This window comes from Mycetohabitans sp. B3 (assembly GCF_021498065.1).
Lineage (GTDB): Bacteria > Pseudomonadota > Gammaproteobacteria > Burkholderiales > Burkholderiaceae > Mycetohabitans.
Genome location: NZ_JAHLKN010000019.1, coordinates 22,269 through 46,893, shown reverse-complemented (window position 1 = coordinate 46,893; position 24,625 = coordinate 22,269). Strand labels below are relative to the sequence as shown.

Annotated in this window: 20 protein-coding genes; 1 reads left to right on the top strand and 19 read right to left on the bottom strand. The window is 63.2% G+C overall.

Annotation, left to right across the window (positions count from 1 at the left end; translation table 11 throughout):
• Nucleotides 1-121: 121 nt before the first annotated feature.
• The 3 genes from KQH55_RS05020 to KQH55_RS05010 form a co-directional block, all read right to left on the bottom strand.
• Nucleotides 122-2,497, bottom strand: a complete 2,376-nt coding sequence (locus KQH55_RS05020) for an ATP-dependent DNA helicase (protein ID WP_255763075.1) — start codon at nucleotides 2,495-2,497, stop codon at nucleotides 122-124.
• 90 nt (nucleotides 2,498-2,587) lie between these two features.
• Entirely contained in the window at nucleotides 2,588-2,803 is a 216-nt protein-coding gene (locus KQH55_RS05015; protein WP_076785027.1) for a DUF465 domain-containing protein, read from the bottom strand.
• Nucleotides 2,804-2,938: 135 nt separating this feature from the next.
• Nucleotides 2,939-3,970 (bottom strand): hypothetical protein, encoded by a 1,032-nt coding sequence (locus KQH55_RS05010; RefSeq protein ID WP_235090312.1) that lies wholly within the window; start codon nucleotides 3,968-3,970, stop codon nucleotides 2,939-2,941.
• A 92-nt stretch (nucleotides 3,971-4,062) separates the two neighbouring features.
• Here KQH55_RS05010 and KQH55_RS05005 point away from each other — a divergent pair, with 92 nt between their 5' ends.
• Nucleotides 4,063-6,399 (top strand): Tex family protein, encoded by a 2,337-nt coding sequence (locus KQH55_RS05005; RefSeq protein WP_076794859.1) that lies wholly within the window; start codon nucleotides 4,063-4,065, stop codon nucleotides 6,397-6,399.
• Between the two features lie 88 nt (nucleotides 6,400-6,487).
• Here the strand turns inward: KQH55_RS05005 and KQH55_RS05000 are convergent, their stop codons facing one another.
• From KQH55_RS05000 to rlmN, 16 genes are all read right to left on the bottom strand, one after another.
• Nucleotides 6,488-8,383 (bottom strand): potassium transporter Kup, encoded by a 1,896-nt coding sequence (locus KQH55_RS05000; protein WP_076785029.1) that lies wholly within the window; start codon nucleotides 8,381-8,383, stop codon nucleotides 6,488-6,490.
• Between the two features lie 232 nt (nucleotides 8,384-8,615).
• Entirely contained in the window at nucleotides 8,616-9,188 is a 573-nt protein-coding gene (locus KQH55_RS04995; RefSeq protein WP_076787207.1) for a phosphoribosyltransferase, read from the bottom strand.
• Nucleotides 9,189-9,214: 26 nt separating this feature from the next.
• The gene (locus tag KQH55_RS04990; RefSeq protein ID WP_076785030.1) at nucleotides 9,215-10,576 is read right to left on the bottom strand and encodes an adenylosuccinate synthase; all 1,362 of its coding nucleotides are present in this window, start codon (nucleotides 10,574-10,576) and stop codon (nucleotides 9,215-9,217) included.
• 89 nt (nucleotides 10,577-10,665) lie between these two features.
• Nucleotides 10,666-11,814, bottom strand: coding sequence for an ATP phosphoribosyltransferase regulatory subunit (locus KQH55_RS04985; RefSeq protein WP_235090311.1), 1,149 nt, complete (start codon nucleotides 11,812-11,814; stop codon nucleotides 10,666-10,668).
• Nucleotides 11,815-11,851: 37 nt separating this feature from the next.
• Entirely contained in the window at nucleotides 11,852-12,037 is a 186-nt protein-coding gene (locus tag KQH55_RS04980) for a DUF2065 domain-containing protein (RefSeq protein ID WP_076785032.1), read from the bottom strand.
• A 61-nt stretch (nucleotides 12,038-12,098) separates the two neighbouring features.
• Nucleotides 12,099-13,016, bottom strand: a complete 918-nt coding sequence (hflC, locus tag KQH55_RS04975; protein ID WP_076785033.1) for a protease modulator HflC — start codon at nucleotides 13,014-13,016, stop codon at nucleotides 12,099-12,101.
• Nucleotides 13,017-13,028: 12 nt separating this feature from the next.
• Nucleotides 13,029-14,393, bottom strand: coding sequence for an FtsH protease activity modulator HflK (gene hflK, locus KQH55_RS04970; protein WP_083703646.1), 1,365 nt, complete (start codon nucleotides 14,391-14,393; stop codon nucleotides 13,029-13,031).
• Nucleotides 14,394-14,423: 30 nt separating this feature from the next.
• Nucleotides 14,424-15,671 carry a GTPase HflX gene (gene hflX, locus KQH55_RS04965; RefSeq protein ID WP_076785034.1) on the bottom strand — a complete coding sequence of 416 codons (1,248 nt, stop codon included), beginning with the start codon at nucleotides 15,669-15,671 and terminating at the stop codon, nucleotides 14,424-14,426.
• A gap of 67 nt (nucleotides 15,672-15,738) precedes the next feature.
• Nucleotides 15,739-15,975: an RNA chaperone Hfq gene (gene hfq / locus KQH55_RS04960; protein ID WP_076785035.1), complete on the bottom strand. Its 237-nt coding sequence runs from the start codon at nucleotides 15,973-15,975 to the stop codon at nucleotides 15,739-15,741.
• A gap of 126 nt (nucleotides 15,976-16,101) precedes the next feature.
• Complete coding sequence (gene der, locus KQH55_RS04955; RefSeq protein ID WP_076785036.1) at nucleotides 16,102-17,436, bottom strand: ribosome biogenesis GTPase Der; 1,335 nt, start codon at nucleotides 17,434-17,436, stop codon at nucleotides 16,102-16,104.
• A gap of 76 nt (nucleotides 17,437-17,512) precedes the next feature.
• Nucleotides 17,513-18,655, bottom strand: coding sequence for an outer membrane protein assembly factor BamB (gene bamB / locus KQH55_RS04950; RefSeq protein WP_076794851.1), 1,143 nt, complete (start codon nucleotides 18,653-18,655; stop codon nucleotides 17,513-17,515).
• A 50-nt stretch (nucleotides 18,656-18,705) separates the two neighbouring features.
• Nucleotides 18,706-19,335, bottom strand: coding sequence for a tetratricopeptide repeat protein (locus KQH55_RS04945; protein WP_076785038.1), 630 nt, complete (start codon nucleotides 19,333-19,335; stop codon nucleotides 18,706-18,708).
• A 19-nt stretch (nucleotides 19,336-19,354) separates the two neighbouring features.
• Nucleotides 19,355-20,695 (bottom strand): histidine--tRNA ligase, encoded by a 1,341-nt coding sequence (gene hisS / locus KQH55_RS04940; protein WP_235090310.1) that lies wholly within the window; start codon nucleotides 20,693-20,695, stop codon nucleotides 19,355-19,357.
• A complete protein-coding gene (gene ispG, locus KQH55_RS04935; RefSeq protein WP_076787212.1) occupies nucleotides 20,692-22,059 on the bottom strand; it encodes a flavodoxin-dependent (E)-4-hydroxy-3-methylbut-2-enyl-diphosphate synthase in 1,368 nt (455 codons plus the stop codon). Before ispG ends, hisS begins: the two co-directional genes overlap by 4 nt.
• Nucleotides 22,060-22,185: 126 nt before the next feature.
• Nucleotides 22,186-23,208: a RodZ domain-containing protein gene (locus KQH55_RS04930; protein ID WP_076794849.1), complete on the bottom strand. Its 1,023-nt coding sequence runs from the start codon at nucleotides 23,206-23,208 to the stop codon at nucleotides 22,186-22,188.
• A 251-nt stretch (nucleotides 23,209-23,459) separates the two neighbouring features.
• Entirely contained in the window at nucleotides 23,460-24,599 is a 1,140-nt protein-coding gene (gene rlmN, locus KQH55_RS04925; RefSeq protein ID WP_076785041.1) for a 23S rRNA (adenine(2503)-C(2))-methyltransferase RlmN, read from the bottom strand.
• Nucleotides 24,600-24,625 lie beyond the last annotated feature (26 nt).

Genomic DNA, 24,625 nt, shown 5'->3' with positions numbered 1-24,625 from the left:
CCGGGCCGGCCGCACGCGCCGGTTCTGATACCGCGTGGCGCCACGCCACGCCGCGCCATGCCTGTCGTCGCATCGCCTGGCTTACGCTGGGCTTTTCATGTCCGCGCGATGCCCGCGACCGTCACGCCAACTGGGGCACCGGGTGTGAATCGACGGACGGATTCGCTGGCGCCGAGCCGATAAAAAAGGTCCGTACCACATCGATCTCGCGGGTGCGACAGAACGGGGGCAGGCTTTGCCAGATGCGTTTGCCGTACGGCTTGTCGACCAAGCGCGGATCGCAGATCATCAGCACACCGCGATCGGTTTCGGCACGGATCAACCTGCCGGCGCCCTGTTTCAGCGTGATCACTGCCTGCGGCAACTGGTGCACCGCGAACGGGCTCAGCCCCTTGCGCGTCAATGCGTCCAGCCGCGCGGCCAATACCGGGTCGTCGGGCGGCGCAAACGGCAGCTTATCGATGACCACCAGCGACAACGCGTCGCCACGCACGTCCACGCCCTCCCAGAAGCTCTGGCTGCCCACCAGGAGCGCGTTGCCGTATTGACGGAAACGGTCTAGCAACTCGGTGCGGCTGGCCTCGCCTTGCACCAGCAACGGATACGACCATCCCCGCGCGAGGATTGCGTCGCGCAATCGCGCGGCCATCCGGTCGACCGCCCGCAGTGTCGTGCATAGTACGAACACGCCGCCGCCGGACGCCTCGATCGCCGGCAGCGCCGCATCACACACCGCGTCCGTAAAATACGGCGATGACGGCTGCGGCAAATTGCGCGGCACGTACAGTAATGCCTGATTGGGATAGTCGAACGGGCTGGACAGCGTCATCGAGCGACGCGCGTTCAGGCCCATTTGCGTGGCGTAGTGGTTAAAATCGCCCCGCACGGACAACGTCGCGGACGTAAAGATCCACGCGCGAGGCGTGCCCGCGCGCTGCTTCGCGAATATCGGAGCGACAGACAGCGGTGTCTGATGCAATTGTACCGTGTGGGAAAATACTTCCACCCAGCGCACCCTCTCGTCGCCGAATTGGCCCGCGTCGTCGGGTGGCACCGATCCCGAAGCGGATCCTGATGCCGATGCAACGTCGCCGCGCTGCCGCGCTGCGCCCAATGGCGTGCCCTGCCGCGAGCCCGCAGATGGCGCGACTTGCGCCGGCGCATTGCTCGGCCCGCACCAGCCATCGAGCATCTGCCGCAGTTCTCGGGCGCGCCGCAGGCAATTGGCCAGCGGCTCCGCGCGTTCGGCTTGCTGCGTGAGCGCCGCGATCAATTCGTCGAGCGCCGCTTCGACGCCGACGAGCGCGTCGAACAGCGGATGCTCGTTGCCGAGTTGCGACTGCGAGATGCGTAGCGAATCCTGCTTAAACGCGAGCCTGACGTCGCGCGCCGCACGCTCCAGCGTCGCGCCAAGCCGCGTCCATTCAACTGCATCGCGCGCGTTGAGCAGGCCTTCGGCGACGCTATCGCGGGCCAGTTCGAGCAATTGCGCGGTAGACAACGTCTCGCCGAAAAACAGTGTCGCGGTCTCGGGCAGTTGGTGCGCCTCGTCGAAGATAATCGTGTTCGCGCTGGGCAGCAACTCCGCCATGCCGGTGTCGCGCAGCATGATGTCGGCAAAGAACAGATGGTGATTGACCACCACGAGATCAGCCTGCTGCGCATCGCGACGCGCCTGCATCACAAAGCAGTCCTTGTAATGCGGGCACTCCTGCGATAGGCAATTGTCGCGTGTGGACGTCACCAGTGACCACACCGGCGCGTTTTCCGGCACGCTAGCCAACTCGGCCTTGTCACCACTGCGCGTGACCTTCGCGAAGCGCACGATTTCCTGTAAATGCGCGGCGTCCTGCCGCGACGGCAACCGGCCGTTGTCGGCAGTGCGCGCCAGGTAATAGTGACACAGATAGTTCGCGCGCCCCTTGAGCATCGCGATCGATACGGGAACCGCGAGCGCGTCGCGCACTGTCGGAATGTCGCGCTGGAACAGCTGGTCCTGCAAATGCTTAGTGCCAGTGGACACGATCACCTTGCCCCCCCACAGCATCGCGGGCACGAGATACGCGAAGGTCTTACCAGTGCCGGTACCGGCCTCGACGATCAGCGTATTGTCGCCCGCTGTAGCCTCCGCGTCGCACGACGCGGCACCGGCAGGCGCGGCGCCCGGCTCAGCGCGCCGCTCGCCGCGCTGCGCGCTGAGCCGCCGCGATGGACGTTCAGTATGGGCCAGCGCAAGCGCACCGGCATCCGGCAGGCGGCCTGTCGCATCGATCGCCGCCGCGACCGCTTGCGCCATGCGCAGTTGCGCTTCACGCGGCCGATAGCCGTCGATATGACGGGCCAACACACCGTCCGCAGCGAAGATCGCGTCGAGTTCGGCGAGCCGGCGCGGAGCAACAGTGAGTCCGTCCGGGGTCAGCGTCGGCGCAGCCGACGCACCATCGATCGAGGGCGAACTATCCGGTTCGCGCGGACGCAATTCAGGCGTGGAGGTCAATGCGGCAATTCCTGCAAAGTCGGTGTGGCGCCGTGCCAGCGCACGCCTACCGGCGTGTCGCGCGAACGCGGCGGGAGCCGCCGCGCTGCATCAATGATGGGTATCTGGCCCCAGCTGTAACTGCAACAGCGTAATCGTGTCTTTGACCTTCAGCTTGCGCTTTTTTAGCCGCTGCAGCTCGAGGTCGCTCATGCCGGGCACACTAGCCACCCGATTGACCAGACAGTCCAGGTCATGATGCTCATCCTGAAGTCGAGCAATCTGGCTCTGGATTGCCACCGTGTCAGCGTCATATGCATGCTGCATGACCTTTTCCTCCGGATCGATCTGGAGCCGTCACACCTGTGACGTCGGCACCCGAAATAAAGTCGCTTTACCATGATTCTACTGCGGTTGACGCAAAACTTGGGCATTTGTCCGCCAACCGGGCCTGCGGCCCTACTATCCGCCCGTGCCGGAGGCTGCCGACGCGGCGTCCGGCGTGGAAGCGCCCTGCTTGCGCGCGGCGCGGGCCTGGCGCTCGCGTACGTCCTGCGCATGCTGCGCCGCGCGCTGCTGCTTCTGCTGGAACTTGCGCGCATTGTCTGCCCGTTGCTGCGCATCCTGGGCAGCCTGCTGCCGCGCCTGCTCCAGCTTGCGTTGGTAGTCCACCTGCTTCTGATCGTACGCGCGCTGGTTCGCCTCGCGCTGTGGCGCTTGCGCGTTACGTCGCGCCTCATCGATCGCATGCTGGCGCTGCTTCTCTTCGTATGACTGCTCGTTCTCGCGCTCACGCGCCGCGCGTTGAGGTGCCTCGCGCGCGTGCGCCTCGCGCTTGAGCGCAGCCTGCTCGTCGCGTTGTCGCGCATGCGCGGCCCGGCGCTCGTTGTCGAGCGCATTTTGCTCGTCGCGAATCAGCATTTTGTTCGCAATCATTCGGTCGCGCGCCTTCTCTAGACAATGGTTGACCAGGATGGCGCTGTAGCAGTTGTGCTTCGCGACACCATACTCGTACCAGTTGAGCTCGCTGCGGCGATCGAGCTGCGCCTGCCGAGCACCGAACGAGGCATCTTGCGCACGCCCATCGGCACCATCCCGATCCGCGGCCTGCGCGTCGGCGCTGCCAGCAACCGCTGCACGTGCGCCCGCGCGGCCATCATCCGTCGCATGCAAGAGTGCCGAAGGCTCCTGTGGCGCGATAACTGGCATCGCCGACACCCCCGCCTCAACGCCCGTCGTCGCAGCCACGCCATCGCTGGCGTCGGACATCGGCAACATCATGGTCTGCGCATACAATGGCGCAGCCGGCACAATGCTGGCCACCCACGCAAGCAGCCATCCAGCCAGCGGCCACGCCCGCTCGCGTCGCGCAGTATGGGTTACCGCCGCCGCGTGACGGTGCGACCGCGAAGAAGATAGGAACCCGCTGAGCGGCATCGATTCGCGAGCGCGCTGGCGCGGTACAGGGGAGGACGTCGGTAGGCGGTCGTACATGTCGGAATTCTATCATCGCGGTCTGGTGTCACGACCGGCCCGCATCGCGCTTATGGCAAAATGCCCGGCTCGAACCCGCACAAGCCTCATCCATGACGGACAACGTAGCACTGAAAATCGTACAGCGCATCGCCACCGAGTTGAATGTCCAGCCACGGCAGGTCGCCGCCGCCGTACAACTGCTTGACGAAGGATCAACGGTTCCGTTCATCGCGCGCTACCGTAAGGAAGTCACCGGCAACTTGGACGACACGCAACTGCGCTTGCTCGAGGAGCGGCTGCTGTACCTGCGCGAAATGGAGGATCGTCGCGCGGCGATTCTGCAAAGCATTGACGAGCAGGGTAAGCTGACTGATGAATTGCGCACCGCGATTCTAGCTGCTGACGCGAAACAAACGCTCGAGGATCTCTATCTGCCATACAAGCCCAAGCGTCGCACCCGGGCGCAAATCGCGCGCGAAGCGGGGTTGCAGCCTCTGGCAGATGCGTTGCTCGCGGATCCGACGCGCGATCCGCAAGCGCAAGCCGCCCGCTTCGTCGATGCCGACAAAGGCATTGCCAACCTCAAGGCAGCATTGGACGGCGCGCGCGACATCCTGTCCGAACAGTTCGGTGAAACCGCCGAGTTGCTGGGCCGACTGCGCGACTATCTGTGGAACCAGGGCTTAGTGATCTCCACTGTCGTCGAGGGCAAGGAAAAAGAGGAAGGCGAGAAATTCCGCGATTACTACGATTACGCGGAGCCGATCAAGACGGTGCCGTCGCACCGCGCGCTCGCGCTGTTCCGAGGCCGCAATGCCGGCGTGCTGTTCGTCAAGCTTGGCCTAGGCGAGGAACTCGATGCACAAGTGCCGCATCCTGGCGAAGCGATGATTGCGCGCCATTTCGGCATTGCCAACCAAGGGCGGCCGGCCGACAAGTGGCTCGGCGACGTGTGCCGCTGGTGCTGGCGCGTGAAGGTGCAACCGCATTTGGAAAACGACCTGCTGACCCAGTTGCGCGAGCGCGCCGAGCACGAAGCGATCAATGTGTTCGCGCGAAACTTAAAGGACCTATTGCTGGCCGCGCCGGCTGGCCCCAGGGCGGTGATCGGGTTGGACCCGGGGCTACGCACCGGCGTCAAGGTGGCAGTAGTCGACCGCACCGGCAAGCTGCTGGCCACCGATACGATTTATCCACATGAACCGCGCCGCGATTGGGACGGGTCGCTGGCTCGGCTCGCGCGGCTCGCCCAAGCGACGCAGGCTGAGCTGATCAGCATCGGCAACGGCACCGCATCACGCGAAACCGACAAGCTGGCCAGCGAGCTGATCGCACGACACCCTGAACTGAAGCTGCAAAAAATCGTCGTCTCCGAGGCGGGCGCGTCAGTATACTCGGCGTCGGAACTGGCGGCGAAGGAATTCCCCGAACTGGACGTATCGCTGCGCGGTGCGGTCTCGATCGCGCGCCGCCTACAGGATCCGCTCGCCGAGCTGGTGAAGATCGAGCCGAAGGCAATTGGTGTGGGCCAATACCAACATGACGTCAATCAGCGAGAATTGGCACGCACGCTGGATGCGGTCGTCGAGGATTGCGTCAACGCGGTGGGCGTGGACGCGAACACCGCATCGATTGCGCTGCTTGCCCGGGTATCTGGCCTGAACGCAACACTCGCACGTAACATCGTCGAGTATCGCGACACCCATGGCCCCTTCCCATCCCGGGAGCACTTGAAAAAGGTGCCGCGCCTGGGCGACAAGACCTTCGAGCAGGCGGCCGGCTTCCTGCGCATCAATCCTGGTGAGAACCCGCTAGACCGCTCGGCAGTGCACCCAGAGGCCTATCCGGTGGTCGAGCGCATCCTCGCGAAGATCAATAAGTCGGTGTCCGATGTGATGGGCAATCGTGACGTGCTGTCAAAGCTGTCCGCAGCCGAGTTCGTCGACGAACGCTTTGGCTTGCCCACCGTGCGAGACATCCTGGGCGAACTCGAAAAGCCGGGGCGCGACCCACGGCCCGAGTTCAAGACTGCGACGTTCCGCGAAGGCGTCGAGACGCTTGCCGACCTGTCGCCCGGGATGATTCTCGAAGGCGTGGTCACCAACGTCGCGGCATTCGGCGCGTTCATCGATATTGGCGTGCACCAGGATGGGCTCGTGCACGTGTCCGCGATGTCAACGAAGTTCGTGAAGGACCCGCACGAGGTCGTCAAAGCGGGCCAGGTTGTCACCGTTAAGGTCCTCGAGGTAGACCTGAAACGGCAGCGCATCTCGCTGACAATGCGTCTGTCAGACGACGCCACGGCAGGCGGGGCCGGCACGGGCAGCGCAGCATCGCGTGACCAGGATATCGGTGGACGCGGCGGTCAGGGCCGCGGCGGACGCAGCCGGGAGACGGAACCGCAAAGCGCGATGGCAGCCGCGTTCGCCAAGCTCAAACTGCGCTGACGGAGGCGGCGGCTGCGGTAACGTGCGCTGCACTGCGCGGCTGCTGAAGTACAGTGACAGGTGATAGCACGCGGTGGGGGCAGGCCAATCAAATCTCGATCTTTGTGCCGAGCTCGACGACCCGATTGGCCGGGATGCTGAAAAAGTCAGTAGGCTTCGCGGCGTTCTGGTGCATCCAGGCAAAAATCCGCTCGCGCCACACCGACATGCCCGGCAATTGCGTCGGCACGACAGTTTCCCGGGCAAGGAAGAACGACGTATCCATCAAGTCGAACGACATGTTTTCCTGTTGCTCGAGCAGCTTAAGCACACCATTTAGGTCCGGTGTCTCGTTAAAACCGTACGTCGCACGCACCAGGTATAGCCCGCCGCCGAGCTCCTTGATGTCAATGCGCCGATGGTCATCAACATACGGTATATCCAGCGTGATGAACGTCATGAAAATCGTGCGCTCGTGCAATACCTTATTGTGCTTTAGGTTATGCAGCAAGCTGACCGGCACCAGCGTATCGTTGCCGGTCAGGTAAATGGCCGAACCCGACACGCGATGCGGCGGATGGGCAAGCAGCCCCTGCACGAATGGCATCAGTGGAATACCGTCGGCCGCGGTGCGCTCCTTGACGATCTGCCGGCCCTTGTACCAAGTGGTCAACAGGAAGAACAGGAATGCGCCAATCAGCAATGGCAGCCAGCCGCCCTCGCGCAACTTCAGTAGGTTCGCACCGAAGAACGACAGGTCAACCGTGATAAAGCCCAGAATGATCGTCGCCACCCACAGCTTGTTCCAGTTCCAAACGCGCACCATCACGACACACGCGAGTATCGTCGTGATCACCATGGTCGTGGTGACCGCGATCCCGTAGGCCGCCGCAAGATTGTCCGAACTCTTGAAACCCAGCACAATAATGAGGATTACAAACAGCAGCAGCCAGTTCACGATCGGGATGTAGATCTGCCCAATCGCGCTCGCGGACGTGTGCTGGATCTTCATCCGCGGCACGTAGCCAAGCTGGATCGCTTGGCTGGTCAGCGAGAATGCGCCGGAGATCACCGCCTGCGACGCGATCACGGTGGCCGCCGTGGCAAGCACCACCAACGGCAGCAGTGCCCAGTCCGGCGCGAGCAGATAGAACGGATTCTGGATTGCGGTCGGATCACTGAGCAACAACGCGCCCTGTCCGAAATAATTCAGCACCAGCGCAGGCATCACCATCCCATACCACGCGACACGAATCGGTTTTGCGCCGAAATGCCCCATGTCCGCGTACAGCGCCTCGGCGCCGGTGAGCACGAGGAACACCGAGCCGAGCACGTGATACGCCTGCACCGCATGGTCGTGCATGAAGCGTATCGCATACCATGGATTGAGCGCCGCAATCACACGAGGCGCGGTGGCGATATGGTACAGGCCCAGCAGCGCAAGCGTAACGAACCAGACGATCATCACAGGCCCGAACAACCGCCCCACGACCTCAGTGCCATGCTTCTGCAGCATGAACAGCGCGATCAGAATTAGCAGCGTGATCGGCAGCACATATTGCGCGAGCGATGGCGCGGCGATTTCCAACCCCTCGACTGCGGACATCACCGAGATCGCCGGCGTGATCACCGCATCGCCATAGAACATGCAGGCGCCAAAGATGCCGAGGGCCATCAGCACGCCGATCCACTTGCCGTCGCGCGGAAACCCGCGCAACGCAAGCGCCATCAGCGCGAGCACGCCGCCCTCGCCATCGTTGTCGGCCCGCATCACGAAAAGTACGTATTTCAACGACACCACGATGACAATCGCCCAGAATAGCAGCGAGATCACGCCGAGGATGCTCTCTGGCGTCAACGCGATACCGTGCTGCGGACTGAAAGCCTCCTTCAGCGCATACAGTGGACTGGTGCCGATATCGCCGAACACGACGCCGATTGCGGCCACCGCCAAGGCGGGCAACGGTTGGATACGGATTGGATGACTGTGGAGAGCATTCGTCATGTCGGGCGTCGTGTCGCGAAAACGAGACGATATTCTATCCATGCAGACTCAAGGAGTAAGCCGGGGCATGCGATGTTGTTGTCCCACCACGGAAGCTTGCGGCGCCGTTCCGATTGCGATTGCGATTGACTACGGGACAGACCGCGCGCCGCGCCCCTCGACGATAAAAAAGCGGCTGCCAGAAGCAGCCGCCTTATGTTCGTCCATTGTCGATACCGTCACCTGGCGCAAATCACGCTGCCGGCGCAGTACCGCCGGTGCCGCGCTTGATCCACGCGGCCAGGTTGTGCGGACGCACCGTGTCCCATTCTTCGAACGGCTGATGGATCCACGGATTGGTCGGCAGGTGCTGGACGAAGTAATCCGGCTTCACCTTCGAGCATGCCTTGTACCATAGTACCGCCGAGCGCACCGCCGTAATAGCCGGATACCGCTCCTTCAAATGCTCCTGCACGCGCGCCAGCGTGACCCCCGAATCGACGAGATCGTCCACCAGCAACACATTGCCGGACAACTCGCCGCGCGTCATCGTGATGTACCGCGCGATATCGAGATCGCCCTGCTGCGTGCCCGCAGCCTCGCGATACGAACTCGTGGCAAGAATGGCCAGCGGCAAGTCATAGATCCGCGACAACTGGTCGCCGACGCGCAACCCACCACGCGCCAGGCACAAAATCTTGTCGAACTTCCAACCCGACTCGTGCACGCTCAACGCAAGCCGCTCGATCAGCCGATGATAATCGTCCCAGCCGACCCACAGGTGCTGTTCGTCGTTGCGCGGGTCCGAACTTATTTCTTTCATCATAGGAAAATCGGGATCGCGCAGTACCATCAAGCCTTGAACGGATGACGCAGCAGGATCGTCTCGTCGCGATCCGGACCGGTCGATACCATATCGATTGGCACGCCGGCCACTTGCTGCAGTCGCGTCAGATACGCGCGCGCATTGGCAGGCAGCGCATCCCAGGCGTTGATGCCGATCGTGCTCGCCTTCCAGCCGGGGAACGTCTCGTACACAGGTTCACAGCGGCTCACTTGCGTCGCGCCGCGCGGCAGGATGTCCACGTCCCGGCCATCAATCCTGTAGCCAGTGCACAGCCGCACTTCGTCAAGCCCATCAAGCACGTCCAGCTTCGTGATGCACAAACCCGTCACGCCGTTGATCTGAATCGAGCGCTTGAGCGCGGCTGCATCGAGCCAGCCGGTGCGGCGCGGGCGGCCCGTCACCGAACCGAATTCCTTGCCGACGTTGGCCAGCGTCAAACCGACCGGGTCCTGACGTTGCGGATTGTCCGTGTCGTACAGCTCGCTCGGGAACGGCCCGGCGCCCACGCGCGTGCAATAGGCCTTCGTGATCCCGAGGACGTAGTTAAGCTTGTGCGGGCCAATGCCGGCGCCGGCCGCCGCGGCACCTGCGACGCAATTGCTCGACGTGACGAACGGATACGTACCGTGGTCAATGTCCAGCAACGTGCCTTGCGCGCCTTCGAACAGCAGGTTGCGTCCGGCGTTGTTCTCGTCATACAACCGCCGTGACACATCGGTGATCATCGGCGCGAGCCGGTCCGCGTAGCCGAGCATCGTATCCAGCGTTTGCTGGAAGTCGACCGCCTGCGCGCCCAGGTATTGCGTGAGCACGAAATTATGGAAATCGAGGTTCTCACGCAACCGGTCCGCGAACGTCGCCGCGTCGAATAGGTCATGCACGCGTAGCGCGCGCCGGCCAAATTTGTCCTCGTACGCCGGCCCGATGCCGCGCCCGGTGGTGCCGATCTTGCCGGCGCCGCGCCGCGCCTCGCGCGCCTGATCGATCGCAATATGATACGGTAGGATCAGCGTGGCCGCTTCGGAGATGAACAACCGGTTGCGCACGTCGACGCCGGCATCCTCGAGCTCGCCAATCTCCTTGAACAGCGCTTGCGGCGACAGCACGACGCCGTTGCCGATGTAGCATGCGACGCCATCGCGCATGATGCCCGATGGGATCAACCGCAGGATGGTTTTCTTGCCGCCGATGATCAGCGTATGGCCCGCGTTGTGCCCACCTTGAAAGCGCACGACGCCTTGGGAATGATCGGTGAGCCAGTCGACGATCTTGCCCTTTCCTTCGTCACCCCACTGGGTGCCGACCACGACGACATTGCGTCCGGACTGGGCTGCCGCTTGACCTGATTGAGCTACGCTGGCGGACATGGTGTTACTTGAGCTGGTTAAAAACGTATTCTACCTAGGTTCGTGCACACGACTGCCGTTTTTTTAGGCAGCCGGCACGTGCGACGTCTTCAGCGCGGCTCGACGGTCCACGCGTCGCCACGCTGCACAAGCACGCGGTCGCAAGCGAATTCGTCCAGCGTATGTTCGTGGCCGGGCAACGCCTGGATCACCGTCTCGCCGCTGTCGCGCAGAGTCGCCACGGTGGCCCGCAACGCCGCGTCGTGATTCCACGGAGCCAGAATGGCACTGGAGCGAGCCTGCCGCGGCGAAATCCGTGCCACCTCGCGCAAGTCCAGCGAAAAGCCGGTTGCCGCCCGCGCCCGCCCGTACGCAAGGCCGACATGATCATAGCGCCCACCGCGTGCCACGGCGTTCGGCACGCCATCGACATACGCGCAAAACATCACACCGCTGTGATACGCGTAGCCGCGCAGGTCGGCCAAGTCAATCGCCACGTGCGCATCGCCGATCTGTGCGATAAGAAACGCAAGCTCATCGAGCGCGCGCGTGAGCGCCGGCCATGCGGGAAGCCGCTCGCGCGCCTCGTCGATCACCGACGCATCACCGTACAGCATCGGCAACGCGAGCAGCGCGTCGCGCACCGGCTTCGCCAGCTCGCGCGTAAGCTCGTCCAGCCGGGGCACATCCTTGCCGGCCAACGCCGCATACAGCGCAGGGCCCAGCCCGAGTGCGCGCTCGTCGGCGCCCAGCAGCGCAGCCAGCACACCCGCATGGCACAGGTCCAGTCGCACCGGCCCGAGCCCGGCGAGCCGCAGGCTATCGAGCATCAGTTGCTGGATCTCGACATCCGCCTCCAAGCCCGCATGTCCGTAGATTTCGGCCCCGATCTGGATCTGCTCGCGCGTCGCATGCAGGCCGCGGGGGCGCGTGTGCAACACGTGCCCCGCATAGCATAGCCGCGTGACGCCCTGCCGGTTCAGCAAGTGCGCGTCGATACGCGACACCTGCGGCGTGATGTCCGCGCGCAACCCCAGCGTGTGGCCGGACAACTGGTCGACCAGCTTGAACGTGCGCAACGCTAGGTCGCTGCCGCTGCCCGTCAGCAATGACTCAAGGTATTCAAGCAGCGGCGGCATGACCATCTCGTAGCCATACGAACGGAAACGGTCGAGCAGCACGCGACGCAACTCTTCGAGCTTGCGTGCCTCGGAGGGCAACACGTCGGCGATATTCTCAGGCAATAACCAGGTCGGCATCAGCTTAAGTCCAGTGGCGCGACGCAGCGCGGCGCAATTAGCCCGCCAGCATCAGCAGGAGCAACCCAAGACCGATTGCGATCAGCCCGCCGAGCCGCACCTGTGCCGGCGGCAGTTGCGTTATTTTACGAAACGTATCCAGCCACAACGTCGGCGACACGAATGGGAAAATCCCTTCGATGATCAGCATCAGCGCAATGGCGAGCAAGAGTGTGGCGGCCATGGGCCTGCTTCTTTTTTTCGCGCGGGCACACGCGCCGCATGCCCGCGCGGCGCTCGTGCGCCTAGTGCCTGCGACCCGGCGCGGCAGGCGTGGCCGCAGCACCGCCCACCGCCGCGCCGACGGGATTTTTCATGAAGCGGAAGAATTCGCTGTTTGGATCCGCAACCACTATGTCCCCGTTGCCAATGCTGCGCCGATAGGCCTCCAGGCTTTGGTAGAACGCATAGAATTGCGGGTCACGGCCGAATGCATTCGCATAGATCGCCGCAGCCTTGGCATCGCCGTCCCCTTTGATCTCCTGCGCCTGCTTGTACGCCTCGGCGATCACCACTTCGCGCTGCTTGTCTGCATCGGCACGAATGCGTTCGGCCTCGGCGGCACCCGTCGAGCGCTGCTCGTTGGCGACTTGCTGGCGCTCCGCCTTCATCCGCTGGTAGACCGATTCGCTAATGTTCTCGAGCAAATCGACGCGGCGCAGCCGCACGTCGACGATGTCGATGCCCAGGTTCGATGCGTCGCGCTCGACCTTCTTGCGCACCGCCTGCATCACGACCTCGCGCTCGTTGGAGACCACCTCCGAGACCGTGCGTTTCGTGAACTCCTCATTCAGCGCCGCGCGGATGACCTGGGTCAATCGGTCCTGCGCGAGTGATGCGTCGCCGCGGAAACTGATGTAGAACTTGCGCGGATCGACAATCCGCCATTTGACGAATAGGTCGACCAGCAGGTTCTTCTTTTCCGCGGTGATGTAGCGGTCCGCTTCCGGATTGTCGATCGTCTGGATGCGCTTATCCATGTAGATCACGTTCTGGAACGGCGGCGGCGCCTTCAAATGCAGTCCGGGCGCCGAGATGATCTGCTTGACTTCACCGAACGCGAACACGATCGCGTACTTGCGTTGGTCCACGACAAAGATCATCGAGGAGCCGACGAACAATACGACAAGCACGGCAACGACGAGGGTGATGATTCGATTCATGACCTGCCCCTCTTATTGACCGTCGTCGCGGCCGCGACTGCGAAACAGGTCTCGGGAACGGCTCGCGTCATCGCCGACAGACGCACCCGGCATCACTTGCGCTGGCACGGCCGGCCCACCAGCCGAGCTGCCGGCCGGCGACGCCCCGCCCTGCCCGCCGTTGTCCGTAGCCCCCGGGCTCGCGCCAACTTGCGGACGGGCGCGATGCTGTGCCATGACCTTGTCCAGCGGCAGGTACAGCAGGTTGCTACTGGCTTTGCTGTCCACGATCACCTTCGTTGCGTTCGAGTAGATTTGTTGCATCGTGTCCAGATACATTCGTTCACGCGTGACGGCTGGCGCCTTCGCGTACTCGGCTTGCACTTGCTTAAAGCGTGCGGCGTCACCCTCAGCTTGGGCCACCACGCGCGCGCGATAACCGTGCGCGTCCGCCACCATCCGCGCGGCGGTGCCCTGCGCGAGCGGCACCACGTTGTTCGCATAGGCCAGCGCCTCATTCTTCGCCCGCTCGCGATCCTGCCCGGCCTTCACTGCGTCGTCAAACGCCGATTGCACCTGCTGCGGCGGCTGCACGTTCTGCATTGTCACGCTGCTCACGATAATGCCCGTCTTGTACTGGTCCAGGATCCGCTGGATCTGCTGCGACAATTGCAGCGCGACCTGCTCGCGTCCCTCATACAGCACGTAATCCATCGTGTTCTTGCCGACGATTTCGCGCACTGCGGTCTCGGCGGCCTGCGTCACCGTACCTTCCGCATCGACGTTGTGGAACAAGAACGCGGCCGGATCCTTCACGCGATACTGGACCGCGAAACGCACATCGATGATGTTCTCGTCCTTGGTCAGCATTGACATATCCTTCAGATTCGTCGAACGGATCATGTTGTCGCGGCCGATCTCGACCGAGCGCACCTGCGACATGTTGACGATCTCATTGCTCTGGAAGGGATACGGCAACCGCCACTGGATCCCCGAGCCGGTCGTGTACTTGTACTTGCCGAACTGCAGCACGACACCGGCCTGCCCTTCCTGCACGATATAGACGCCGCTGGCTAGGTAGATCGCAACCAGCACGCCGACGACAAGCCCCAGCCCCAGATGCCCGCCGCGGCCGTTACCCAAATTCGCTGGACCTGGGCTGCCGCCGTCGCCGCCGCCCTTGCGACCGAACAGCCGGTTGATCCGGCGATTGAAATCGCGCCACAACTCGTCCAGGTCGGGCGGACCTTCCTGGCCGTCCTTGCCACTATTGCGCTGATCCTGCGGACGCCGGGACGCGTCGTTGCCCCCCTGGCCCCTGCCCCAGCGCGGATCATTGATTGAAAAGACGGCACGCGCGCGCTGCCACGTACTTCGGATATTCTTGTCGTTCACCATGTCACAGCCGGTTATTGCGGAATGCAGTTGTCAGATACGCTGTTGGTGGACGCTGCGGCTCGCCTGGCGAACGCGCTCGTCGTCGGATGCATTGACGCCGGCCGTCGACCCGGCCTCGTCCGAGTGTGAACCATCGGCGTCGCGACGCGGGTCGTGATCGTCGGCGCCCATGCCGTCCGGGTCACGCTTGAACGCCTGCGCACCGAGCGCCACCTCGGCCACCGCGTCACGCAACGCGTCGAGTCCCTGACCGGTTCGCGCACTCAAAAAGACGCGCGTGATATTACCATACTCGTTCCTTTCAACCCGATCGGCCCGGCTTGCCAACTCAGGCACCTGGTCGATCTTGTTAAACACGAGAATCTGCGGAATCGAGGCCGCGCCGATCTCGCGCAACACGTCGTTGACCTGCTCGATCTGATCTGCGCGCACCGCGCTGGACGCATCGACGACATGCAGCAGCAGGTCCGCATGCACGGTTTCCTCTAGCGTTGCGCGAAACGCCGCAACCAATGGGTGCGGCAAGTCTCGGATGAAGCCGACCGTGTCGGAAACCACGACACTGCCCGCTTCGCGCAGATAGACGCGGCGCGACGTCGTATCCAGTGTCGCAAACAACTGGTCAGCCGCATAGGCTTGCGCCTTGGTCAGCGCGTTGAACAGCGTTGACTTGCCGGCGTTCGTGTAGCCGACCAACGACACCGACAGCGTGCGATTGCGCTCACGCTGACGACGCTGCGTGCCGTGCTGACGCTGCAGCTTGCGCAACTTGCCGCGCAACATCTTGATGCGTTCACCGATCAATCGCCGGTCAGTTTCCAGCTGCGTCTCACCTGGGCCACGCAAGCCGATCCCGCCTTTCTGCCGCTCCAAGTGCGTCCACGCTCGAACCAGGCGCGTGGACAGGTATTGTAACTGCGCCAGTTCCACCTGCAGCTTGCCTTCATGGCTGCGCGCGCGTTGCGCGAAGATATCGAGAATCAGGCTAGTGCGATCGACAACACGCCGCTCGATCGCACGCTCCAGGTTGCGCTGCTGCGCAGGTGACAATGCGTGGTTGAAAATGACGATATCGACGTCGTTGGCCTGCGCGCCAAGTCGAAGCTCCTCGACCTTGCCGCTGCCGATGAAATGCGCGGCATCCGGGCTCGAGCGCCGGCCCGTCAGCGTCAACACTGGATGAGCGCCGGCACTAGTGGCGAGCAGGCTCAGTTCTTCAAGACTGGCCTGAAAATCGATCTTTCCGAAATCTATGCTGACAAGCGCTGCGTTGATCAAATCGATGAAACAGTTAGCGTGGAGGACAGGCGTCAAGCCGGCTGGCTGCGCCCGCCGGACAATCGGATTAGGCCCCTTCCGAATCGGGATGGAAGTTCACCGGGCGTGCAGGCACAACGGTCGAGATCGCGTGCTTGTACACCATTTGCGTAACAGTATTGCGGAGCAACACGACATATTGGTCGAACGACTCGATATTGCCTTGCAGCTTGATACCGTTGACGAGATAAATCGACACCGGCACATGCTCCTTGCGCAGTGCGTTCAGAAACGGGTCTTGTAACAGTTGCCCTTTGTTGCTCATAGCAAACTCCGAGTTGTTTTTGCAGGTTAATAATATCGGCGACGAGAAAAAGAAAACGCCGCCAATCGCTACACTATAGCCGAATTTTCAAGGCCGTAAAGTTGCCGGCCAAACCGTCGCGACATATTAGTCTTTATCGGCATAGGGGTTCCGGCTCGAACGAAACTCTATGCGCAATGGAGTGCCGGCGAGGCCAAAAGTTTCGCGAAACCGGCCTTCGAGGTAACGTTTATACGTATCGGTGATCGCATCCAACGCATTGCCGTGGATCACAATGATCGGCGGATTCTGCCCCCCTTGGTGCGCATAACGCAGCTTTGGTCGGATCGGACCGCGGCGCCGCGGCTGCTGGAATTGCACGGCGTCGATCAGCGCCCGCGTAAGCTTGGGCGTCGGCAGCTTGGCCATCGCGGCCGCGTAGGCGGCATCCACCGAGCGCATCAACGCACCGATCCCCGTTTTTTCCGCCGCCGAAATGTAATGTGACTTCGCGAAGTCGAGGAATTTGAGCTTGCGAGCCAAATCGGCCTTGGTACGCTCGCGTACGTGTTCATCCAGGCCGTCCCATTTGTTCACGCCGATCACGAGCGCGCGGCCCTGTTCGACGACAAAACCGGCAATATGCGCGTCTTGCTCCGAGATATCCTGCCGTGCGTCGAGCAGCAGAATCACTACGTTGGCGTCGGCAATCGATTGCAGCGTCTTGACCACCGAGAACTTCTCGACCGCCTCGAACACCTTGCCACGCTTGCGCAGCCCGGCCGTGTCGATCAGCGTGTACTGGCGGCCCTGACGCTCGAAGTCGATATAGATCGAATCGCGCGTCGTGCCGGGCAGGTCGAACGCAATGACGCGCTCCTCGCCGAGCAACGCATTGACCAATGTCGACTTACCGACATTGGGCCGGCCAACGATGGCGATTTTCACGCCGTGGTCCGCGCGCGCTTCGTCGTGCGGCGCACGATTCGCATAGGCGACGGTGAGCGCCTGTGCGATCATCTCGCTGACGCCGTCGCCGTGTGCGGCGGAGATCGCGCGTGGGTCGCCCAGGCCGAGTTCATAGAAGTCCGCGGCTACCGCGCTGTACTTCATGCCCTCGGCTTTGTTGACGACCAGGAAGATCGGGCGGCCCGTCTTGCGCAAATAGTCGGCAATCGTCTTGTCCTGCGGCGCAAGGCCATTGCGGCCATCGACTACGAACACGACTACGTCGGCCTCCTCGACCGCCTGGCGCGTCTGCCGAGCCATCTCATGCAGGATGCCGTCCTTGGCGACCGGCTCAAAACCACCCGTATCGACGACCAGGTACGGCTGCTCGCCGACGCGGCCCTCGCCATAATGGCGGTCGCGCGTGAGCCCGGGCAGATCCGCGACAAGCGCATCGCGCGAGCGCGTCAACCGGTTAAACAGCGTGGATTTCCCCACATTGGGGCGCCCAACAAGGGCGATTACGGGCTTCATGTTGCTTTTTCCAAAAACGCACGCGCGCCGTCCGGCAGCGGCCGGCGGCGCGCATACGCGAATGCCGGCCGCCGGCCTATTGCGGCCGGAAACCGTACAGGTCGCCGTTGCGAGTCTGCACGACCAACGTATTGCCGGCAACGACCGGTTGCGCGATGATCGCGCCTCCTGTCCTCATCCGTGCGACGAATTCACCGGTGTCACGCGACAGGAAGTGCACAAACCCCTTGTAGTCGCCGACCACCACTGCGCGGCCGACGATCGCCGGCGTACTGACGTCGCGGCCCTTCAGCTGCGTGTTCTGCCACAGGGGCTCGCCGGTCATCGCATCGTACAGCGACACGATCGACCAGTCGTCCGTCGACGCCACGGCACGATCGTCCTGCGCCAATCCACCATAACTGGAGAACGGCTGCTCCCACAGCGCGTGTCCGCTCAACACGTCGAAGCAACCAATCCGGCCCTGGAACGTCACCGCACAGGTCTGCGAGCCGACCAACGTCGGCGCGCCGACTACGTCGTTGATCCGCTCAACTTCGGTGACACCGCGCGGATACGAAACCGGTGTTTGCCAGTACGCATCGCCACTTTGCAAATTGATTGCGGCAAGCGAGCCGCCCGGGAACCCCGCCAGCACCGCACTGTTGCCAGCGAACGTCATGCCGGTCGCAGTCCGCAGGTTCAGCGGCACCGCGCGGTTCACATAGACCCATTTCTGCTCGCCGGTCTGCGCGTTAAATGCCGTGATGCGCCCGTCGATCGTCCGCACCAGCACGAAGCCCTGACCCACTGCCGGCGGCGTGACGATCTCACCGGGCGCATTCGCCTTCCACAGTACCTTGCCATCGCCGCCGAGCACGAACACGTCACCTTTGAGCGTGCCGACCGCGGTCAGCGTGCCGTCGCTGCCAACACCGGCCGACAGATCCGCGCCCACCTTCGTGCGCCAGACCTCCTTGCCATTGGTCGCATCGATCTTGACCACCGAGCCGTTCGCGCCGGCCGCGTACACATAATCGCCGACCGCGGCGGGGGCGAACAGGTAGCGTCCGGACTTACCCGCGCTGGCCTTCCACGCCTCACGCACCTCGAGCACAGTCTTAATCGGGGCCAGCTCGGTCGGCACGCGACGCGCATCCTTCGTGGACGAACACGCGGCCAGCACGGTCAGCAAAAGCAGGCACGCGAGCGGCCGGACGTAGCGGATGACAAAATTCATGGATCAGTGACGCATTGACGGGTCAATCGGAAATCGAACTGCACGGGGCTTCAGCCACCGAGCGCATCGAGCTTGAACTGGATCAGCTGACGCACGGACGAATCACCGTGCTCGAGCGCCGCCAGCGCGGTCTGGTACGCGGCGCGCGCATCGTCACGCTTACCCTGCGCGGCCAGCAGGTCACCGCGGCGATCCGCGTACAGACCGCTAAATGCCTGCGGCGGCGGGTCGGACAACAGCTTCAAGCCTGCGTCATAAGCCTTTTCGTCGATCAACAGCGCGGCGAGCCGCAACCTCGCGATCGCCTTGAACTCGTCGCCGCGCGCCTGATCGACGACCCACTGCAACTGCCCTTTTGCGCCGGCCACATCCCCTGCCGTATACAACGCCTTGGCGGCCGCCAGCGCGCTGAGCGGTGCATAGGCGGTGCCGCCGAAGCGCGCTTCCATGTCCGCCGCAACCCGCGCAATCTGTGTTTTGTCCCCTGAGGCCACCGCTTGCTGGATCGTGTCATAGAACACCGCGGCCTGCGCCGCCTGGCGCCGCTGCCACCCGTTCCAACCGTTATAGGCGGCCCCCGCCAGCAGCGCAGCGAGCACGACCCAGGTCAGCGCATTGCCCCACTTCGCCCACCAGGCCTTCAGGTCGTCGAGGGTTTCTTGTTCGTGGTGGTAACTCATTTAATGGATACTCGCCTGGTCATTCATTCGTCGCCTTGTCAGCGGGTGCAACCATCGCATCGATCAGGAATTCGGTCAAGCGTTCGGCCGGCACCCGTTGCTGCACGCCATCTGAGCCCGCCGGATCGCCACGCAACGCCTTGATCGACACCTCGTCGCACTGAACCTCGTCGTCACCGAGGATTACCGCATACGCGGCACCGCTCGCATCGGCGCGCTTCATCTGCGACTTGAAACTCGCCGGTGCGCCGTCGGCACTGCAGTGCAGGATCACATCCAGCCCCGTGTCACGCAACCGCTCGGCGATCACGAACGCACGCTCGCGCGCCGCGTCACCCTGGTGCACGATGTACACGTCGCAGCCTTCATCGGGCGGCACCAGTTGATCCTCGCGCAGCAGTTCCAGAATGCGCTCGACGCCCAGGGCCCAGCCGCACGCCGGCGCCGGTTTGCCGCCGAGTTGTTCGATCAGCGGGTCATATCGGCCGCCGCCGGCGACAGTACCTTGCGCGCCAAGCTTGTCAGTCACCCACTCGAATACCGTTAGGTTGTAGTAGTCCAGCCCCCGCACGAGCCGGGGGTTGATCGTAAATGGAATGTTGTTCGCACTCAGCAACCGTTGCACGCCTTCGAAATGCGCAAGCGACGCGTCCCCCAGAAAGTCGATCAGCTTCGGCGCATTCGCTACAATGTCCTGCATCGCGGGGTTCTTCGTGTCGAGCACGCGCAACGGGTTCGTATACAGCCGACGCTTCGCATCATCGTCGAGCAACTCGACGTGCCGCTCCAGGTACGCGATCAACTCATTGCGGTGAGCGGCGCGTTCCTGCGCCTGTCCGAGCGAATTAAGCTCCAGCCGGATGCCCGTGAGGCCCAGATCGTCCCAAAGCCGTTGACACATCAGGATGATCTCCGCATCGGCATCCGGGCCAGCGAAACCGAGCGCCTCGACGCCGACCTGGTGAAACTGCCGGTAGCGACCGCGCTGTGGCCGCTCGTGGCGGAACATCGGTCCGATATACCAGAGCCGCTTCGGGCCGTCGTACAGTAGGTTGTGCTCGATCGCCGCACGCACCACGGCAGCGGTGTTCTCAGGACGCATCGTCAATTGCTCGCCGTTCAGCGAATCGACGAAGCTGTACATTTCCTTTTCGACAATATCGGTCACTTCGCCGATACCACGGGTGAACAATGGCGTATGCTCGACGATCGGCGTACGGATGTTTTGGTATCCGTAGGCGCGCAGCATCGATTTGACCGTGCTCTCAAAAAACTCCCACAGCCCGGCGTCGCGCGGCAGGATGTCGTTCATTCCCTTGACGCCGGTCAGCTTCTCTAGTTTACGTTTCTGTTCTGTCATGTCGATTCAATGATGACCCGGGCTGGAGACCGTGCTTCGCACGCCACTTCACTCGCTGGCGTCGTGCCATAGGTGCGCTGGACATAGTCGTTGACGATATCCTGAAATTCCTCCGCAATGCGCGCGCCGCGCAGCGTGGTCGTTTTCACGCCGTCGATGAACACGGGCGCGGCTGGATTTTCGCCGGTTCCCGGCAGGCTGATGCCGATATTCGCGTGCTTGGACTCGCCCGGACCATTGACGATACAGCCCATCACCGCGACATTCATCGTCTCCACGCCCGGATACTGCTTGCGCCACACCGGCATCTGCGTGCGCAGATAGTCCTGAATTCGTGACGCCAGCTCCTGGAACACGGTGCTCGTCGTGCGGCCGCAACCCGGACACGCGATCACCATCGGCGTGAACGAGCGTAGCCCCATCGTCTGCAAAATCTCCTGGGCGACGACAACCTCACCGGTACGCGAAGCGCCCGGCTCCGGCGTCAGCGAGACCCGAATCGTGTCGCCGATGCCCTGCTGCAGCAGCACCGACAGCGCAGCGGCCGACGCGACCATGCCCTTTGAACCCATGCCCGCCTCGGTCAGCCCCAAATGCAGCGCAAAGCCACAGCGCAGCGACAGCGCCTGATAGACCGCGATCAGGTCCTGCACGCCACTGACCTTGCATGAAAGCACGATGCGCTCGCGCCCCAAGCCCAGCTCGACAGCCCGTTCGGCCGAGCCGATCGCGGACTGGATCAGTGCCTCGTACATCACGCTTTGCGCGTCCCAGGGCGTCGCACGCCGCGCATTCTCGTCCATCATCTGCGCAAGCAGGTCCTGGTCCAGGCTTCCCCAATTCACGCCGATGCGCACCGGCTTGTCATGGCGGATCGCCGCCTCAATCATCTGCGCGAATTGCGTGCCGCGCTTGGCGCCCTGACCGACGTTGCCCGGGTTGATTCGGTACTTCGATAACGCCTGCGCGCAATCCGGATAGTCGCGCAGCAGCAGATGACCGTTGTAGTGGAAGTCGCCGACCAGCGGCACGTTCACGCCCATGCGGTCAAGTTGCTCACGGATCGCCGGCACCGCGGCCGCGGCCTCGGGCGTGTTAACCGTGATGCGCACCAACTCGGAGCCGGCCTGCGCAAGCTCCTTGATCTGGATCGCGGTACCGATCGGATCGGCAGTATCGGTGTTCGTCATCGACTGTACGCGCACCGGCGCGCCACCGCCAATCGTCACCGTATGGTCCTGCCAACGCACCGTAACCACATGCGTGCGACGCCTTAGCGCAGGGCCACCGAACACCGGTTCGTCCGACGCGACCCGGCTTGCTACCGGCGCACCGCCGGATTCAAACAGAATATTGGACTGCATCGAATTACCCGATTGCATGACACACTCATCCTATTGAGCACCGTGCGACCGCGTTGCGACAGACGCACGGCTGCACGGGGCTGATCGCCACTGACCTTGACCTTGCCGCGCTCGCCCTATCCTTCGTTACGGCAGACTGAAACGCGCGACGTTGCCCTGCGCGCCATCGTATTTTGCAGACGGAACCGGCTTGCCGTCGAGCGACATCGCCTCGATACCCGCCTTGTTGCCCACTGTCACGCGAAACGGCGCAATGCCTTGTACACGCTTCTCGTCTCCCGCGCGCAGCAAACCGGAAAATAACGGCTCGCCATCGCGCTGCCGCACGCTGAACCAACTGTCCTGCGACACCTTGATGGTTACCGCCGCCTCGCCGTCGGCCAGCACCGGTGCGGCCTCCGACGTTGGCGACGCGTCGCCCGTCCGGGCATTGGCCGCAATCGCAGGCGACACCGGCGCTGACGCGAGCGCCGCGGCCGTCGATGCTGCGGACAACGCGTCCGCGCCCGACGACGCATCAAGCGCCGCGGGCCGCGGCAATTCAGTCAGCGTGCTCGTCGCCGACGCCAGCTGCACACCCACCGGCGCGGCGCCCGGCGATGCAGCGCCGTCGTGCTCAACTGCGTCCGCACCGCCGATCTTCAGGCGGGCGATCCAGCCTCCGCCCGCCTCGCCGCCAGTGCGCCATACTGCGATGACCGCCACCAGCGCAATCACGAACGCGACGATCCACACCCATGGCCGGCGCCTAGGGGCGCCCCCCAAATTCATCACGACACGCCCCCGCGGCAGCCCCGCGCCACTGTTCGATGGCAGCGATAGGTCGGGCTCGATCGGCCCGCTGGTGCGTCGCAGCGTATCGGTCAGCGGCGTCGGATCGGCCCCGAGCATCTTCGCATAGCTGCGCACTACGCCAATCGCAAACGTCGTATCCGGCAGGTGACTGTAATCGCCTGATTCCAACTCACGCAACTTGTACGGCGCGACTTTCAGCCGCGCGGACACATCCTCGATCGACCATCTTTTGGCCTCGCGCAGCTTTTCGAGCTGCGCACCGACCTGCCGCGCGGACTCCGCCGCGGCGCCCGGATCCGGCCGTCTGGCCGTGGCGCTCGAGTCGTGCGGTGTCAGATGCTGCTGGTCACTCATCCCTAATTCCTCACTGGAATTCTTTTCGTTGCTCGCGGCGCCGCGAGCTGATTTCGCCTAAACGATGAGCCCAAATGGAGCAAGGCCGGCAAACCGTCGTTCACCGGCACCGGAATGACTCAAATCATGGGTACGACCGCGGTACACGGCACAAAATCCCGCGACGCACACATCGGGACCTGATCGTCGCGATCCCGGCCCTGCCGGGGCAAGTCCCCATTTTTGCCCCGTCCTGCCTCCGCCGCCATACGTCATACCGCGCGCACCCCGATCGCCGCGAGACCGGTACGCGCGTCGCGCCGCCTGCGTTCCGCCACGCGGGTACGGTCGCGGACCTCGCCGGCCAACTGCCCGCAGGCCGCATCGATATCATCGCCGCGCGTCCTGCGCACAGTCGTCACGACACCCGCATCGATCAGGATCTGCGCGAACTGCTTGATCCGCTCCGGATGGGAGCGCAACAGCCCGGACTCAGGAAATGGATTGAACGGTATCAGATTGAATTTGCACGGCACGTCGCGCGTCAGCGCGAGCAATTGCCGCGCGTGCTCATCACTGTCATTGATACCGTCCAGCATGCAATACTCGAACGTGATGAAATCGCGTGGTGCAACACGCAAATACCGGTGACATGCCGCCATCAATTCCGCAAGCGGGTACTTTCGGTTCAGTGGCACCAATTCGTCGCGCAACGCGTCGTTAGGGGCGTGCAGTGACACAGCCAGCGCCACCGGCAATTCGGCCGCCAGCCGGTCAATCATCGGCACGACGCCCGACGTGGACAGCGTCACGCGGCGACGCGACAATCCGTACGCGTGGTCGTCAAGCATCAGCCGCATGGCCGGCACCACCGCATCGAAATTCAGCAGCGGCTCGCCCATGCCCATCATCACGACGTTCGTAATCACCCGTTCACCGGGAGCAAGGCCACCGAGTGCAGCGCGCAGCGCGAACTCGGCCATCCACAACTGGCCAATGATCTCGCCGACGCCAAGGTTACGCGAAAAGCCCTGCTTGCCCGTCGAGCAGAAGCGACAGTTCACCGCGCAGCCAGCCTGCGACGACACGCATAGCGTGCCACGTCCCTGCTCCGGGATATACACGGTCTCCACCGCGTTGCCTTCGCCCACGTCGAGCAGCCACTTGCGCGTGCCGTCCGCGGACGTGTGGTCTTGCAGCACCGCGGGATGATGAATCGATGCGCAGGTCTTCAGCTTGTCGCGCAGCGATTTTGCGAGATCGGTCATCGCGTCAAAATCGCTGACGCCACCGTGATGGATCCACCGCTGCAATTGGCGCGCGCGAAACGGCTTCTCGCCAAGGCTCGCGCAGTACGCAACGAGGCCCGCAGCATCGAAATCCAAAAGATTGACCGTGTCAGTCATTGTCATGCCTGCCGTCTCAGATGGCGCCCGCA